Origin of the sequence: Stenotrophomonas sp. RIT309, from assembly GCF_000632045.1 — a bacterium.
GTDB classification, from domain to species: Bacteria; Pseudomonadota; Gammaproteobacteria; order Xanthomonadales; family Xanthomonadaceae; genus Stenotrophomonas; species Stenotrophomonas indicatrix.
On record NZ_JFYS01000002.1, the window covers coordinates 140,746 to 156,674 of the forward strand.

Annotated in this window: 12 protein-coding genes; 4 read left to right on the forward strand and 8 right to left on the reverse strand. The window is 68.1% G+C overall.

Annotated features, from left to right (window positions below; genetic code table 11):
* Positions 1 to 10: 10 nt before the first annotated feature.
* Positions 11 to 763: a glucose 1-dehydrogenase gene (locus BW38_RS17995; protein ID WP_032974965.1), complete on the forward strand. Its 753-nt coding sequence runs from the start codon at positions 11 to 13 to the stop codon at positions 761 to 763.
* 14 nt (positions 764 to 777) lie between these two features.
* Entirely contained in the window at positions 778 to 1,962 is a 1,185-nt protein-coding gene (locus BW38_RS17990) for a GDSL-type esterase/lipase family protein (RefSeq protein WP_025877768.1), read from the forward strand.
* A gap of 33 nt (positions 1,963 to 1,995) precedes the next feature.
* Here the strand turns inward: BW38_RS17990 and BW38_RS17985 are convergent, their stop codons facing one another.
* From BW38_RS17985 to nudE, 5 genes are all read right to left on the reverse strand, one after another.
* Entirely contained in the window at positions 1,996 to 2,298 is a 303-nt protein-coding gene (locus BW38_RS17985) for a DUF962 domain-containing protein (protein WP_032974966.1), read from the reverse strand.
* A 93-nt stretch (positions 2,299 to 2,391) separates the two neighbouring features.
* Complete coding sequence (locus BW38_RS17980; protein WP_032974968.1) at positions 2,392 to 2,718, reverse strand: YnfA family protein; 327 nt, start codon at positions 2,716 to 2,718, stop codon at positions 2,392 to 2,394.
* A complete protein-coding gene (mazG, locus tag BW38_RS17975; RefSeq protein WP_032974969.1) occupies positions 2,715 to 3,551 on the reverse strand; it encodes a nucleoside triphosphate pyrophosphohydrolase in 837 nt (278 codons plus the stop codon). Before mazG ends, BW38_RS17980 begins: the two co-directional genes overlap by 4 nt.
* A gap of 14 nt (positions 3,552 to 3,565) precedes the next feature.
* Positions 3,566 to 4,369: a 3'(2'),5'-bisphosphate nucleotidase CysQ gene (gene cysQ, locus BW38_RS17970; RefSeq protein ID WP_025877764.1), complete on the reverse strand. Its 804-nt coding sequence runs from the start codon at positions 4,367 to 4,369 to the stop codon at positions 3,566 to 3,568.
* Positions 4,366 to 4,929, reverse strand: a complete 564-nt coding sequence (gene nudE / locus BW38_RS17965; protein ID WP_025877762.1) for an ADP compounds hydrolase NudE — start codon at positions 4,927 to 4,929, stop codon at positions 4,366 to 4,368. Before nudE ends, cysQ begins: the two co-directional genes overlap by 4 nt.
* A gap of 77 nt (positions 4,930 to 5,006) precedes the next feature.
* Between nudE and bioA the strand changes: the two genes are divergently transcribed.
* Together bioA and BW38_RS17955 are read left to right on the forward strand one after the other, a co-directional pair.
* Entirely contained in the window at positions 5,007 to 6,398 is a 1,392-nt protein-coding gene (gene bioA, locus BW38_RS17960) for an adenosylmethionine--8-amino-7-oxononanoate transaminase (protein ID WP_032974970.1), read from the forward strand.
* Positions 6,389 to 7,126 carry a 16S rRNA (uracil(1498)-N(3))-methyltransferase gene (locus BW38_RS17955; protein ID WP_032974971.1) on the forward strand — a complete coding sequence of 246 codons (738 nt, stop codon included), beginning with the start codon at positions 6,389 to 6,391 and terminating at the stop codon, positions 7,124 to 7,126. Before bioA ends, BW38_RS17955 begins: the two co-directional genes overlap by 10 nt.
* Positions 7,127 to 7,403: 277 nt before the next feature.
* Here the strand turns inward: BW38_RS17955 and BW38_RS17950 are convergent, their stop codons facing one another.
* From BW38_RS17950 to BW38_RS17940, 3 genes are read right to left on the reverse strand one after another with little or no spacing between them, the layout of a single operon-like run.
* A complete protein-coding gene (locus BW38_RS17950; protein ID WP_025877758.1) occupies positions 7,404 to 7,868 on the reverse strand; it encodes a chemotaxis protein CheW in 465 nt (154 codons plus the stop codon).
* Positions 7,865 to 9,196 carry a chemotaxis protein CheB gene (locus BW38_RS17945; protein WP_032974989.1) on the reverse strand — a complete coding sequence of 444 codons (1,332 nt, stop codon included), beginning with the start codon at positions 9,194 to 9,196 and terminating at the stop codon, positions 7,865 to 7,867. Before BW38_RS17945 ends, BW38_RS17950 begins: the two co-directional genes overlap by 4 nt.
* Positions 9,183 to 15,866, reverse strand: coding sequence for an Hpt domain-containing protein (locus tag BW38_RS17940; protein WP_032974973.1), 6,684 nt, complete (start codon positions 15,864 to 15,866; stop codon positions 9,183 to 9,185). The genes BW38_RS17945 and BW38_RS17940 overlap by 14 nt, the downstream gene beginning before the upstream one ends.
* Positions 15,867 to 15,929 lie beyond the last annotated feature (63 nt).

Below are 15,929 nucleotides of genomic sequence, written 5' to 3' on the forward strand. Positions count from 1 at the left end.
AGTTTCCCGCATGTCGTTCCAGGACAAGGTGGCCATCGTCACCGGTGGTGGCCGTGATATCGGCCGTGCCGTCTCGATCAAGCTGGCTGCGGCCGGTGCACGCGTCTGCCTCAACTACGCCAACGACGAAGCCAGCGCGCAGGAAACGCTGGCGCTGATCAAGGCGGCCGGTGGCCAGGCCATCGCCCACCGCGCCGACGTCACCGATCCCGCCGCCGTGGCCGGCTTGGTCGCAGCAACGCAGGCTGCATTCGGCCAGCGCATCGACGTGCTGGTGAACGTGGCCGGCGGCATGGTCGAGCGTCGTCCGCTGGCCGACATCGACCCGGCGTTCTTCCACAAGGTCATCGACCTCAACCTGACCTCCACCTACCTGACCACCCACGCGGTGGTACCGCACATGGGCGAAGGCGCGGCGATCGTGAACTTCGCCTCGCAGGCCGGTCGTGATGGCGGAGGCCCTGGTGCGGCGATCTATGCCACTGCCAAGGCGGCTGTGATGACCTTCACCCGGGCCATGGCCAAGGAGCTGGGGCCGAAGGGTATCCGCGTCAACGCACTGTGCTGCGGCATGATCGCCACCCGCTTCCATGACGAATTCACCAAACCGGAAGTGCGTACGGCGGTGGCCGGCGCGACGCCGCTGCGTCGCCAGGGCCTGCCGGAGGAAGCCGCCGATGCGGCGGTCTACCTGGCGTCGGCAGCGGCAGCGTTCATCACCGGTGCCAATCTGGACGTCAACGGCGGCACCTACTTCTCCTGACCGGATCGAAGCCCATGCAGCGCTGGATCACCCTGCTTTCCCTGGCCATCGGCACCGCCGTGGCCGCCCCCGTGGCGCTGGCCGCACCGGTCTGGGTCACCGCCTGGACCGCTTCGCCCGCGCCTGACCGCAAGGATGGCAGCGCTGACGCGCCCGTGCAGTTCGCAGCGCAGACCGTGCGCCAGGACATGCGCCTGGGTAGCAGGGGCGATGCGCTGCGGCTGCGCATCAGCAACGAACTGGGCACCACGCCGCTGCATGTGGAAGATGTACGGGTGCGCCTGAAGGATGGCAAGGCGGCAGCGCTGCCGGTCACCGTCGATGGACGCACGTCCATCGACGTACCGGTGGGCGCAGCGCTGCTCAGTGATGCACTGCCCTTGCGGGTTGCCGCCCTGCAGGAGATCAGCGTGACCGCGTACTTCCCGCAGCCCACCCGCCCTGCAGTGCGCCGTACGGTGGTGCGGGTGGCCGACGGAAAGCAGGACGCGGTGGCCGACAGCGTGCGCGTGGGCTACCAGCAGAACGTGTTCTCTGCGGTACTGGTGCAGCGCGCGGACCGGCCGCAGGTGATCGTGGCCCTGGGTGATTCCATCACCGAGGGCGCGACGGCCTCGCGTGGCTCGTTCAACCAATGGCCCGAGCGCTTGGGTCAGCGCCTGCAGCAGGCGTGCCCGGACCGCTTCGTGGTGCTCAACCAGGGCATCAGCGGCAACAAGCTGCTGGACCATGGCCGCAGCCACAGCGCACTGTCGCGGCTGGATCGCGACGTGATCGCAGTGGCCGACGCCGACCAGGTGATCCTGTTCGAAGGCATCAATGACATCCGCCACGGTGGTGGCGCACAGCCGCTGCCGGGACGCAGCGCGGCAGACATGCTGCTGGGCTACCGCCAGGTCGCCACCCGGCTGCATGCACATGGTATCCGCGCTCATCTCGGCACACTGACGCCCTTCGGCGATTCGGAGCGCTACGAACCGGTATCGGCCGCCACCCGCACCGCGATCAACCAGTGGGCGCGTGGCCAGGACACCGGCTTCGATGGCGTGGTGGATTTCGATGCAGCCCTGCGTGATCCGAAAGAGCCGGAATCATTGCCGGCGGACATCACCCGCGATCATCTGCACCCGAACGACGAGGGCTACCGGCGCATGGCCGACGCGATCAACCTGGCGGCGCTGGGCTGCAACGCGCGTTGAGTCGTACGGCGCCGGCCGGTGCGCACGGCGAGATCACCACTTCACCCTGCCACGCAGGATGTCGGCGAACATCACCCAGTCACCGATGAACGAATACAGTGGATGACGAAATGTTGCCGGGCGGTTCTTCTCGAAGAAGAAGTGACCGACCCAGGCAAAGCCGTAGCCGCAGGCCAATGCCGCCAACAGCAGCAGCGGCTGTCCGCGCAGTGCGGCGATGGCGACCAGCAGCAGTACGCCGCAGCTGCCGATGAAGTGCAGGCGTCGTGATGTCGTGTTGCGGTGCTCGCTGAGGTAGAACGGATAGAACTCGCGGAAGCTGGCGAAGCGGGACATGCGCGTGCTCCGTTCGTTGAAGGTGCCGAGCCATGCCCGGCTGTTGTTGCCACAACAACGGTCGAGCATTGCTCGACTCTACACCTGCCCGGCTTACCCCGGTTGCCGCGGCCCGAACATGATCACCGCCATGCCGGCCAGGCAAAGCGCAGCCCCCAGCATGTCCCAACGGCTGGGACGGATGCCGTCGACCAGCCACAGCCAGAACAGCGCCGTGCCGATGTACACGCCACCGTACGCTGCGTACACGCGTCCGCTGGCGGTCGGGTGCAGGGTCAGCAGCCAGGCGAACAACGCCAGGCTGGCCGCCGCCGGCAACAGCAGCCAGATACTGCCACCCTTGCGCAGCCACAGCCACGGCAGGTAGCAGCCGATGATCTCGGCCAGCGCGGTCAGCAGGAACAGACCGAGCGTTTTCACGCTTTTTCGGTGGCCTTGGCGTGCTGCCAGAGCGCTTCCTGCGCATCCAGATCGAGTGCGGCCAGCGAATCGCCTTGTGCCTCGGCCTGCGCCTCCATCGAACGGAAGCGACGTTCGAACTTGTGGTTGGCCCCACGCAGCGCGGCACCCAGATCGATGTCCGCATGGCGCGCCAGGTTGGCGCACACGAACAGCAGGTCACCCAGTTCCTCCTGCAGGCGCGCCTTGTTGCCCACGATGTCACCGCGTTCGAACTCTTCGCGCAGTTCCTGCAGTTCCTCGGCCGCCTTGTCCAGTACCGGCAGCGGACCGGGCCAATCGAAACCCACCTTGGCCGCGCGCGACTGCAGCTTCACCGCCCGCTGCCATTCCGGCAGGCCACGGGAGATCCCGGCCAGCGCCGAGGTGTCCTTATCGCCCTTTGCCGCGCGCTCGGCACGCTTGATCGCGTCCCAGTTACGCATCACGCCGTCGGCATCGTCGACGCTGACATCGGCAAACACATGCGGGTGCCGCCGCTGCATCTTGTCGCTGATCGCGCGCGCGACCTCGGCGAAGGCAAACGCACCCTGTTCTTCAGCCATGCGCGCATGAAACACGACCTGCAGCAGCAGGTCACCCAGTTCATCGCAGAGGTCGTCGAGGTCGCCCCGATCGATCGCGTCGGCCACTTCGTAGGCTTCTTCGATCGTATAGGGGGCGATGGTGGCGAAGTTCTGTTCCAGGTCCCAGGGACAGCCACCCTGCGGGTCGCGCAGGCGCGCCATGATGGCCAGCAGGCGCTCCAGCTCCGCGCTGGCGTTGCCGGTGGCAGGGGTTTCGTGCGTGCTCATGCGTTTCTCCTGGATCAATCGGACAACCAGTCCCGCCACGGCAGGCTGGTATCGCCCAGCGCCATGAAATCGCCGTTCAACAGCGTCGGCCGGCGGTTGTAGCGGAACGGCTTGCCGGTCCCGACCGAGAGCACCGCGCCACCGGCCGCGTGCAGCACGCACTGGCCAGCAGCGGTATCCCATTCGGAGGTCGGGCCCAGCCGCGGATAGACATCCAGTCCGCCTTCGGCGATCCGGCAGAATTTCAGCGAAGAGCCCTGCACCACGGTCTCGATGTCGCCCATGCGGGCCAGCAGGGCATTCGTCTCCGCTGAACGATGCGAGCGGCTGGCGGCGACGCGAAGGGGCGCAGTCGCGGGTGTACGGGTACGCAGCACGGTGTCATGCACACCCTGCCGGCGATACGCCAGCTCGCCTCGCATCGCGTGCCAGACAATGCCGGTGACCGGCGACTGGACCACGCCGAAGGCCGGGGCGCCCTGGTAGATCAGCGCGATGTTGACGCTGAACTCGCCATTGCGCTTGACGAAATCGCGGGTGCCATCAAGCGGGTCGACCAGCCAGTACGCGCCCCAGTGCTGACGCTGCTCCCAGGGCACCAGCGGCGACTCCTCCGACAGGATCGGCAGGTCCGGTGTCAGCTGGCGCAGCCCCTGCTGGATCACCCGGTCGGCGGCAAGGTCGGCAGCGGTGACCGGGCTGTCGTCGTCCTTGAGTGTCACATCGAAACCGTTGCTGTAGACCTGCATGATCGCCTGCCCGGCTTCCTGGGCGATGGCGATCGCGGTTTCGCGCAGTTCCGTGGTCAGCTTGATCATCGTGCTCCCTGCAGCCACTGGCGGGCGATGAACAGCGCCGCCAGCGAACGCCCTTCGGAAAAGTCCTCGCGCAGCATCAACTGGTCCAGATCGGCCAGCTTCCACGGCACCACTTCCAGTTCCTCCGGCTCGTCGCCGGCCAGCTTCTCCGGATACAGGTCGCGCGCGACCACCAGCCAGGACTGATGGCTCATGTAGGTCGGCGCCAGGGTCATCGCGCGCAGCACGTCGACCCGCCGAGCGCCATAGCCGGCCTCTTCCTTCAGCTCACGGTCGGCGGCCTGCTCCGGCGTTTCGCCGGCATCGATCCGGCCCTTCACCAGGCCAAGCTCGTAGCGGTGCATGCCGGCCGCGTATTCACGTACCAGCAGCACGGTTTCTTCATCCAGCATCGGCACCACCACCACCGCGCCATGGCCACGGCTGACCAGGCGTTCGAAGCGGCGGCGTTCGCCGTTGGAGAACTCCAGGTCCAGGTGCTGGCGCTGGAAGGGCCCGTTCTCCTCGTCGGTGATCCGATGGATGATCGGCAGAGGACGCCTTGCGCGGTCATCGTTCACGCGGAATCTCCGGGGCAGACGGCGCGTGCGCCGAGGCCGATAGAATGTGCAGGCAGCAACATGTTCATGAGCCCGAAATGCTAGCAGACCCAACCCCCTCTCCGCTGGTCCAGCACTGGCGGCAACGCGACCTCAAGGTCCTGTGGCACCCGTGCACGCAGATGCGCGAGCATCCGGACACGTTGCCGCTGGTGCCGATCGCCCGCGGCGAAGGCGCCTGGCTGATCGATCACGACGGCAACCGCTACCTGGATGCGGTCAGCAGCTGGTGGACCAACCTGTTCGGCCATGCCGAGCCGCGCATCGGCGGTGCCATCGCCGCCCAGGCCGGACAGCTGGAACAGGTGATGCTGGCCGGGTTCGGCCACGAGCCCGCGATCACCCTGGCTGAGCGACTGTTGGCCCTCGCGCCGCGCCAGCCCGGCCGCGCGCCACTGGCCAAGGTGTTCTACGCCGACAACGGTTCGGCCGGCGTCGAAGTGGCGCTGAAGATGGCCTTCCAGTATTTCCAGAACCGCGGTGAGACCCGGCGCACGCGCTTCGTCTCGCTGGAAAATGGCTACCACGGCGAGACGCTGGGCGCCCTCGCACTGGCCGACATTCCGCTGTACCGCCGGGTCTACGCGCCGCTGCTGGCCGAGGGCCTGTTTGCGCCCTCGCCCGACGCCTACCTGGCCGAACCCGGGCAGAGTGCGGCCGACCGCGCACGCCAGGCCGCCGATGGCCTGGCCACGCTGTTCGACCAGCATCCGGGCGAGATCTGCGCGGTGATCCTGGAACCACGGCTGCAGTGTGCCGGTGGCATGCGCATGCACGATCCGGCCTATCTGCAGCGCGTGCGTGAACTGTGTGACGCCCATGGTGCGTTCCTGATCGCCGACGAAATCGCCACCGGCTTCGGCCGCACCGGCACGATGTTCGCCTGCGAGCAGGCCGGGGTGATGCCGGACCTGCTGTGCCTGTCCAAGGGCCTGACCGGTGGTTTCCTGCCCTTGGCTGCGGTGCTGGCCACGCAGGCGCTGTACGACGCCTTCCTTGATGATTCGCGCGAACGTGCCTTCCTGCATTCGCACAGCTACACCGGCAATCCGCTGGCCTGCGCGGCGGCGCTGGCCACGCTGGACATCTTCGGCGAGGACGATGTGATCGCGCGCAATCGCGGCATCGCCTCGGTGATGGGCACCTTGGCCGCGCCGTTCGCCGACCATCCGCACGTGGCCGATGTGCGCCAGGCCGGGATGGTGATGGCCTTCGAACTGACCCGCAACGGTGACAAGCGCACGCCCTTCGATCCGGCGCTGCGGCTGGGGCTGCACGCCTACAAGGCGGCGCTGAAGCGCGGCGTGGTGCTGCGCCCGCTGGGCAACGTGCTGTACTGGATGCCACCGTACTGCGTGGACGATGAACAACTGGAGCTGCTGGCGCATACCACGCTGGCGGCCATCGACGAGGCGATTGCATGCGCGTGACCCGCTGCCCCATCGACCTGGCGCTGCACAGCGGCCAGACCGTGACCCTGCCGGAAGAGACGGCCAACCACCTGGTGCGGGTGATGCGCCTGCGCGAGGGTGATACCTGCGTGCTGTTCAACGGCGATGGCCATGACTACACCGCGACGCTGACCATGGCCGGCAAACGCGAGGTACAGGTACGCATCGACGCGGTGCAGGTGATCGCCAACGAATCGCCGCTGACCATCACCCTGCTGCAGGGCATTGCACGCGGCGAAAAGATGGACCTGATCCTGCAGAAGGCCACCGAACTGGGGGTGAGCGCCATCGTGCCGGTGAATGCCGAGCGCACCGAAGTGAAGCTGGATGCAGCTCGCGCGGAAAAACGCGTGGCGCACTGGAACAACGTCGTGCAGTCGGCCTGCGGGCAGTCCGGTCGTGCGCGCATTCCGCAGGTAGGACCGCCGCAGTCGCTGGCACAGGCCAGCGCGGCACTGCCTGCCGATACGTTGCGGTTGACCCTGGACCCGCTGGGAGCGCACCGGCTGTCGACACTGCAGGCAGCGCCGGCCGGCGGCGTGGTGATCGCCATCGGCCCGGAAGGTGGCTGGTCGCCGCGTGACCGTGAGCAGCTCGCCGCCGCAGGCTTCCAGGGCCTGCAGTTGGGCCCTCGCATCCTGCGCACGGAAACCGCAGGCCTGGCCGCGATCGCAGCGTTGCAGGCACGGCTGGGCGATCTGGGGTAAGGCTCCGGTCCGGTGGCCGCTGCGCCCGCCGGGCATGGCCCGGCGCTACCGGTCCGGTGGCCGCTGCGCTCGCCGGGCATGGACCGGCGCTACCGGTCCGATGGCCGCTGTGCTCGCCGGGCATGGCCCGGCGCTACCGTTCCGATGGCTGCTGCGCTCGCTGGGCATGGCCCGGCGCTACCGGTCCGGTGGCCGCTGCGCCCGCCGGGCATCGCCCGGCGCCACCCGATATCCGGAACGCCTGCGGTAGCGCCGGGCCATGCCCGGCGGATTCCGGTCAGGCCGTCAGCGAATCCAGCGCAGCTTCCAGCGCGTCGAGATTCGGCAACAGCGCGCTCTGTTCGCCCAGCAGCACGCGCATGTGCACGATGTCAGGCAGGTTTTCCTCGGACGCGTCGGCCAGCAGGCCATCGCGCGGTACCGAAATCAGCTGCGGGAAGCTCTGCGTCAACAGCGCGTAGTAGGGGCGCTGCGGGTTGCCGTTGAGGGTCTTGAGCACCACCACCTTGTTGTGGCCGGCCACCGTCTCTTCGCCCAACCCGGAGAGCCGTGCGAACGACACCAGGGGCACCTGCCAGCCGTGCCAGCCGATCTCACCCACCAGCCAGCGCGGCGCGTCGGCTACCGCCTGCACCGGCACCCGCGACATCATCTCGGCCACGGTTGCATTGGGCAGCAGGACCCGTTCGGCACCGGCCGAGATCAGGACGCCACGGATCTCATCATTGCTGGCGTAGCTCATGCGGCATCTCCGTCGTCATCCAGGCCCCAGCGCGCGGCGATCACCTGCGCCAGTTCCTGCGGTTCACCGGCCACCATGCCGGCGGCGACCACCGCCGTCGCCGCAGCCGGGTCGTAGCAGCCTTCGCCCACCTGCCCGGCCACCCAGGCACCGGCGGCGGCGAGGTCCAACGCCGGGCCCACATGGGCCAGATCGGCACCGCTGAGCAGCACCAGCGCGCTGTGCTCGGCCGACAGCGCGGCAATCGAGATGCCCTGCGCTTCGCTCTGGAAATACAGGCCATCGGCAGCAGCGTGCACGCCGATGTCATCGGCCAGCACGTGCACTTCGCCAGCGGTGGCGCGCTGGCCGGCTTCGGCCAGCTGCACCGGCAGCGGCGATACGCGCGCCATCTGCTTGACCAGGTTGCCGTAGCGGCCGCCGTCCAGGCGCATGTGCACCAGCACCGGCACGGCCAGCCCGCTGGGCAGTGCAGCGAGCAGGCGACGCAACGCATCGGGACCGCCGATACCGGCCAGTACCAGCAGTGCGCCGGAGCGACTGCCTGCAGGCGCGGCAGCGTCCAGGTCGACCAGTGAAAGATGTCCGGTATCGAATGCAGGTTCCGCCGATTCGGTCGAGGTGGCAGCCGATGCAACTGCCGGCGCGTCGCTGGCCTCGTCAACCAGCGACCAGGCCGTGTGGTCGGTGAATACCGACGGCGCAGCTGCCGGTACCGGCGGCGGTTCCGGCGCGGCTTGCACAGGCGCTGCCGTTTCCGGCAGCACCGGCTGCAGCGCAGCCAGCGCCTGCTCCAGCGCGACGGGCTCGTGCAGGTGTGCCGGCGGCGAATAGAGGCCATCAGCCGGCACGTCGTCGGCCCACGAACGGGCCTGTTCCAGGTGCGTCTGCAGCGCGGTTTCCTTCGGCACCGGCGGCGTCGACGGCAGGCCCGGCTCCAGCTGCAGTGCCGGTTCGTCCTCGGCGCCGGGCGGCAGCACCTGCTGGTGGCCGTGCAGCTTGGCGGCAAGGTGACGGCCCCAGCGCTGCGCTTCCCAACCATCGCGACGCGCGGCCAGTTCAGCCTCATCGAACACCAGGGTCAAGCCGGGCGCCGACAGCGCCGGTTCCAGGCGCTCCAGCGCGTCTTCAATGGCCGCTTCCAGCGCGATCACCACGAACTGCGGGCGCGCATCATGCAGCGCCTGCGGTTCCAGCGTCATGGGATCGTCTTCCAGCACGATCTGCACGTCGGCATGGGCCAACGCCTCGCGCAGGCGCTCACGCGCCGCACCCGGGCGGGCCAGCAGGGCTACGGCCGGAACCGGATCGAGGTCACTCACGGACACGGGCAATCCCCAGCAAGTCGTACACGTTACGCATCAGGTCCAGCTCCTGGTACGGCTTGCCCAGGTAGCGCTGCACACCGATTTCGAAGGCGCGCTGGCGGTGCTTGTCGCCGCTGCGCGAGGTGATCATCACGATCGGCACGTCCTTGTAGCGCGGGTCGGCACGCATCGCGGTGGCCAGCTCGTAGCCGTCCATCCGCGGCATTTCGATGTCCAGCAGCATCAGGTCCGGCACGCGCTCTTCCAGCTGTTCCAGGGCTTCGACGCCATCGCGGGCGACGCTCACCTCGAAGTTGTGACGCTCCAGGATACGGCCGGTGACCTTGCGCATGGTCAGCGAATCGTCCACCACCATCACCAACGGCACCTGCCGTTCCTGGCGGGGTGCGTTGACCAGCACCGGCGCGGTCGGGTTGGCCAGGAAACGACGCACCAGCGGGGCCACGTCCAGGATCACCACCACCCGGCCATCGCCGGTGATGGTGGCGCCGTAGATGCCCGGCACCGAGGCGATCTGCAGGCCCACCGGCTTGACCACGACTTCGCGGTTGCCCAGCACCTGATCGATCGCAACGGCGGCGCGCAGGTCGCCGGCGCGGACCAGCAGCAGCGGCACCTGGGCCTGGCCGTCAGCGCGTGCCGGGGCCTGGCCGACCAGACTGCCGAGGTCGTACAGCGGATAGTCTTCGCCACCGTACCGGTAGCTGCTGTCGGCTGCTTCGAAGCGCTCGTGCGACAGCCGGCCAATACCACTGACCGAGGCGACCGGCACCGCGAAGGTGGTTTCGCCGATCTGCACGAACACCGCCTGGGTGACCGCCAGCGTCTGCGGCAGGCGCAGGGTGAAACGCACGCCCTGGCCACGCACCGACTGGATGTCGACCGAGCCGCCGAGCTGGCGCACTTCGTTGCCGACCACGTCCATGCCGACGCCACGGCCCGCCAGCTGGCTGACCTGGTCGGCGGTGGAGAAGCCCGACGCGAAGATCAGGTTGTCCAGTTCCTGTTCGCTCGGCTGTGCATCGGCAGGCAGCAGGCCGCGGTCGATGGCGCGACGGCGGATCGCTTCACGATCCAGGCCAGCGCCATCATCGGCCACGTCCAGTACGATTTCCGAGCCCTCGCGGTGCAGGCGGATGGCGATTTCGCCTTCTTCCGGCTTGCCGGCGGCACGACGTTGTTCCGGCGCTTCCAGGCCATGGGCAACCGAGTTGCGCAGCATGTGCTCCAGCGGCGCGACCATGCGATCGAGCACGTTGCGGTCGAGCTCGCCGTGGGTGCCTTCCAGGGTCAGGTGAACCTGCTTGCCGGTATCCATGCCGGCCTGGCGGACCACACGGCGCAGGCGCGGCACCAGGCCGTCGAACGGCACCATGCGCGCGCGCATCAGGCCATCCTGCAGTTCCGAACTGACACGCGACTGCTGCTGCAGGAGCGAATCGTACTGGCGCGACAGATCATCCAGCACGCCCTGCAGGCCACCCAGATCGGCGGCCGACTCGTTCAGCGCGCGGCTGAGCTGCTGCAGGGTGGAGAAACGGTCCAGTTCCAGTGGATCGAACTTCTGGTCGGCCTGGTCCTGCTCGCGCTGGTAGCGGGCCACGATCTGCGCTTCGGTTTCCAGGTCCAGGCGACGCAGCTGGTCGCGCAGACGCGCATTGGTGCGTTCCAGTTCGCCCATCGCGCCACGGAAGGCGCCGAGCTGCTGTTCCAGGCGCGAACGATAGATCGCCACTTCACCGGCGTGGTTGACCAAGCGGTCGAGCAGGTCGGCGCGCACACGCACCTGTTCCTGCTGCGGACGGGCCAGCGGGTCTTCCTCGCTGGAACCTTCCACCGGCAACGGTGCCGACAACGGGGCATCGACCACGGCCACGGCCGGAGCCGCCTGCGGGGCCTGCTCCGCCACGACGACAGCACTGGCTGCAGCTGCGCTGGCAGCGGCGGTGATGTCGGTGGTGGTGCGTGCTTCAAAGGCGTCGAGCAGATCCTGTGCCGGCTCGACGATGCGATGTTCGCCGGTACGGGTCAGCAGCTGGTGCAGACGGTCGAAACCGCGTTCCAGCAACTGCACATCACGACGTTCGATCTCGGTGCGCCCGCCAGCGACAGCCTCCAGCAGCGATTCGATGCTGTGGCCGAGATCACCGATGGCATTGATGCCCGCCATGCGCGCGCCGCCCTTGAGCGTATGCAGATCGCGCTGCAGGCCGGCCAGGGCTTCGCGATCCTGCGGCGCTTCGCGCAGCTCGCTGATCAGCCCATCGCAATGATCCAGCAGGTCCTTGCCTTCCTCGACGAAGATGTCGACCAGCTCGCGATCATAGATGCTGAAGTCGAGCAGGTCGGCGCTGTCTTCGGATTCGGAGTCGGTCTGGGCTTCTTCGGTCTGGGCTTCGGGCAGGGGCGCATCCGCCGGCACCGCCGCATCGACGCTGTCGAAGGCGACAGGTTCGACCTCGACCGCCGCAGCCTCTGCCGCAACCGGCACCACGATCATGCCGCTGTCCGCCGCGGCAGCCTGGCCCGGAGCATCTTCCAGCTCGAAGAAACGCGAGGGCGAAATGGCGTCCTGCGCCGTCTCCGCGGCCCCGACGTCTTCCACCGTCGCCGGGGACGGCTGGTCGGTGCTCTCTCCTTCACCGACCGCCGCCTCCCCGCCGACGTCCGCATCCTCGGCAAAGGCTTCCGCCTCGCCAGGCGCGAGTTCGCTGGCCTGCAGGCCGAGCACGGGCCATTGCCCGTCTTCGTCCTGGCCCTGCTCCTCGTCGATCACGTGAAGGCCGGCCTCGAGCGCGGCTTCCAGCGTGACCGGGTCTGCGAAGCCCGGCACAGCCATTTCATCCTGCAGGCTGGACAGCTCGCTGTCGAGCGGCAGCGCAGCAGCGTCTTCATCCACCGCCGTTTCAGGTGTGGATGGCAGCGGCGTATTCAGGTCGTTTGCGACATCCAGGACATCCGGATCGCGGTCGTCAACCGGCAGCGCACTGGCATCCAGATACGGCGACAGATCATCCGCCGCAGTCAGCGCGGTGTCTTCCAATGCGGTGTCTTCCGATGTCGCCACCGCCTGTCCGGCTTCAATTTCCGCGGCAACGAGCGTGGAAGCAGCCACTTCCAGCCTCGACTCCGACGCCGGGCCGTCCGGCATCGACGGCCACCCTGCATCGAAGTAGCGCGACAGATCATCGCTGCCGGTCAATTCGGCGGACTCCAGGTCCGCATCGCTCAACGCGTCCTCGCTGACCTGCAGCGCCTCCAGCACCTCGGCACCGGTGTCGCGTTCGACCTCCGGCTCGATCTCCACCGCATGCACCGGCTCGACCATGTCGGCGTCGGCGGCATCCGCTTCTGCGACCAGCGGAAGCAGCGGGTCTTCGTCTTCATCCTCGACGTCCAGCCCGGCCATCGGCCAGCGTGCTTCCGGCAGCTCGCCGGCCAGCGCCTGCAGGCGCTGCGCCAGTTCAGCCTGCGGCGCAATCCGCGGCTGCTCGGCCTGCAGCGCGTCCATCGTCGCGTTGATCGCCTGCGCGGTCTCGTCCAGGGCCGCCACGGCGTCATCACCCGGCACCACCTCGGCGGCCAGCGCGCGCTTGATGTACGACTCGGCGCCGCCAGTGACAGCGGTGATTTCCGGCACCTCGGTCATCGCGAAGGCACCGTTCATGGTGTGCACCGCGCGCAGCAACGCATCGCTGACCGGCTGTGGCGCCTGCTGCGCCGAGCGCAACCAGCCCTGCAGCGTGGCCTGGTGGAGTTCCACCTCGGCCTCCAGGATCTCACGCAGCACGCTGTCGATGTTGGCCGGGGTACCCGGCGCTTCGACAGCGCTCTGTGCGGGGGCATCGACATCCTGCACGGCGCTGTCCAGCGGCGCGGCAGCATCGGTCGGCGCCTCGGCCGTCGGCGCGGTGGCGCCCGGCAGCGCAACGTAGAACGTTTCTTCGCCTGCACCCACGCGATCGGCGATGGCCTGCATCGCCTGCAGGTCGACGCTGACCCGCTGGCCATCGCGCAGTGCCGCGTTCAACTGCGGCAGTGCCGTGTATGCGTGATCGACCATCGCCAGTACCGCCGGCGTGGGGGCGCGGGTGCCATCGAGCACGCGGTTGAGCATGCCCTCGATCTTCCACGCGAACTCACCCAGGGTACGTGCGCCGACGAGGCGGCCACTGCCCTTCAGTGTGTGGAAAATGCGGCGGATCGGCCGCAGCCGGTCCATGTTGTCCGGTTGCATGCGCCATGCCGGCAGCAGCGTGCCGAGATTGCCCAGCTCGTCGTCGAATTCTTCCAGGAACACCTCGCGGATGTCCTGGTCGATGTTCTCGGCATCGTCGTCGAAACCCGCATCGAACCCGCCCTCGGCCACGGCTGGCGGCACGGTTTCGGTCGGCACGACGGCGGCCGGCATGGCCTGGGGATTGAAGCCGGCGGCAGCGGCATTCAGCTCTGCGAAGAACTGCGCATCGGCTTCGCTGAAGTCGATCGGCGCGATGGTATCCACATCGACCAGCGCCACGGTCGGCGCAGCAGACACTGCCGACAGGTCTTCGGATGCGGGCAGATCAGCGGCCGGTGCGACGTAGACTGCCGCATCGGTCGCCGCGTCGCCGTCAACGGTGGAGTCGAGCCGTTCGTTGATGGCCAGGCCATCGTCGGCCTGCACCACCGCACCGGCGTCAATGAACTCCAGCGTCGCAGGCGAGGCCTGCTCGTCGTCCAACGACAGCGTTTCCATTGTCTCCAGCGACAACACGTCATCGGCGTTGTGCAGCAGGCTGCTGTCGAAACGGAACACCACATCGTCGCTCAGCGACGTCTGGCCGTCCTGCTCGGCGGCAACCGGATCGAAGGCCAGCGAAATGACCACGTCCAGCGACGCGGCAGACGACGTCTCGTCCAACGACGTCGCCAGGAAGGCGTCATCATTGCCGTCTACGGCGCTTGCCTGCGTGTCGTCCTCTTCCGGCACCGGAATCGCGGACAACGTCCAGGCAGCAGCGTCGGACCGTTCGACGGACACAGGATCGAAACTGACCGGATCGAAGCTGTCGAACGTCGGCGCACGCTCGTCGCTGCGTTCGGCAGCACTCCCTGCCGGCGCGTCGAATCCACCCAGTTCCCACTGCGGCACTTCCGGCGCGGGGGCGCTGGAGGCAGCGAACAACAGGGGCGCCGGGGTGCCGTGCGGTTCGGCCGACAACGCTGGCGTACCCAGCGATCCGAACATCAGGCCGTTGTCGGCGGGCGTAGCCTCCGGCAGCGGGTCGAAGGTGAAATCGGGCAGCGACGCCGGCACGTCACCCGGTGCCGGCGCGGAGGCCTGCACGTCGATATCCAGCGGTTCGATCTGCAGCGGCTCGGCTGGCAAGACCACAGCTTCGCGCATGACCGGCTGCACGTCTTCGACAGCGACCACGCCGCGCTCGGGCAGCGGCCAGTAGCGCAGCGCTTCCAGGCTGCTGCGGGTGATGTCGAGGATGTCCTCGCGACCCGGACGGCGGTCACGCAGGGCTTCCAGGTAGTACTCCAGGCTGGCCATGGCGTCGGCCAGGGTGTCCAGCTGGCGACCACTGGGCACCCGCTGACGACCGATCAGTTCGGCTTCGATGTACTGCTGCACGCCGCGCAGATAGTCTGCCGCGGTGCCCAGGTCGAGCATGCGCAATGCGCCGGAGACATCGCCGAGCAGGCGCGGCACGTCCTGCAGTTCGGCGTGGTTCCAGCTGGTTTCGATGAAAGCGACGAAATGCTCGCGGGCGGCGGCGAAATTGGCGATCGCCTCGTGCGCCAGCACTTCCACCGTGCGCCGGTTCTCCACCGCGCTCGGATCATCCTGGCCACTGCCACTGGCACCGAGGTGTGCGACCTGGTCATCCAGCGATGCATCGACATAGAGCAGCGCACCGGCGATATCCAGCAGCATGTCTTCGTCGATCTGCTGGCGGCCCTCGACGACCCCGCGCAGCGCGTCGCGCTGCTGCACGACCACGCCCCGCGCAGCGCCCAGGCCGAGCATGCCCAGCGTATCGGCCACCGAACCCAGCTTGGTCACCTGCTCCTGCAGCTGCTGCGGCGAACCGTCGGTACGCAGGTGCAGGTCCAGCGCGTCCTTGACCTGCAGCAGTTCTTCCTTGACCGCGTTGCCAACGGTGTCCAGCAGCTCGCGGTTGCGGCCGCTGAGGCTGCCGCGTGCATGGTCCAGTTCCGCTTCGGTGGCGGTCACCGAATCGGGCGCGAACGCGAACAGCACGCTGTCGTTGATCAGCGCTTCGCCACGGGCGGCGCGGATCTCGTTGAGCAGCGGCTGCAGCACGATCGGGATGTCACGGTGTCCGTTCTGCAGGCGCTCCAGGTAATCGGGCAGCAGCACGCTGCCGCGCATCAGGGTGGCGCAGGCCTCGTCGCGCTCGGCGACCTCGCCCTTGCCGACGGCGATGGCGAGCTGTTCCAGCTCCTCGGCCACCATCGCCGGTGCATACAGTTCGACCATGCGCAGCGTGCCCTGCACCTGGTGCAGGTAGCCGGCGCAGATGCGCATGCGGCTGCTGTCGGCCGGATCTTCGGCGAAGTACTCGACCTCGTTGCGCACCAGGCGCAGGGTCTCGTCCAGCTCGGGCTTGACCCAGCCCAGGGCTGCGTGGCTCATCGCATCGCGCAGGCTGCTCATGGATGCGCTCCGGTCGCCGCCGCGCGACGGTCGCGCGGATCCTGGCGTGGGGAATGGAAATGC

Bases quoted from the DNA above. Each gene is read 5' to 3' on its own strand.
- BW38_RS17940 (WP_032974973.1), bottom strand. From the start codon at position 15,866: ATGAGCAGCCTGCGCGATGCGATGAGCCACGCAGCCCTGGGCTGGGTC.
- cysQ (WP_025877764.1), bottom strand. From the start codon at position 4,369: ATGATCAAGCTGACCACGGAACTGCGCGAAACCGCGATCGCCATCGCC.
- BW38_RS17995 (WP_032974965.1), top strand. From the start codon at position 11: ATGTCGTTCCAGGACAAGGTGGCCATCGTCACCGGTGGTGGCCGTGAT.
- BW38_RS17990 (WP_025877768.1), top strand. From the start codon at position 778: ATGCAGCGCTGGATCACCCTGCTTTCCCTGGCCATCGGCACCGCCGTG.
- bioA (WP_032974970.1), top strand. From the start codon at position 5,007: ATGCTAGCAGACCCAACCCCCTCTCCGCTGGTCCAGCACTGGCGGCAA.
- BW38_RS17950 (WP_025877758.1), bottom strand. From the start codon at position 7,868: ATGAGCTACGCCAGCAATGATGAGATCCGTGGCGTCCTGATCTCGGCC.
- mazG (WP_032974969.1), bottom strand. From the start codon at position 3,551: ATGAGCACGCACGAAACCCCTGCCACCGGCAACGCCAGCGCGGAGCTG.
- BW38_RS17955 (WP_032974971.1), top strand. From the start codon at position 6,389: ATGCGCGTGACCCGCTGCCCCATCGACCTGGCGCTGCACAGCGGCCAG.
- BW38_RS17985 (WP_032974966.1), bottom strand. From the start codon at position 2,298: ATGTCCCGCTTCGCCAGCTTCCGCGAGTTCTATCCGTTCTACCTCAGC.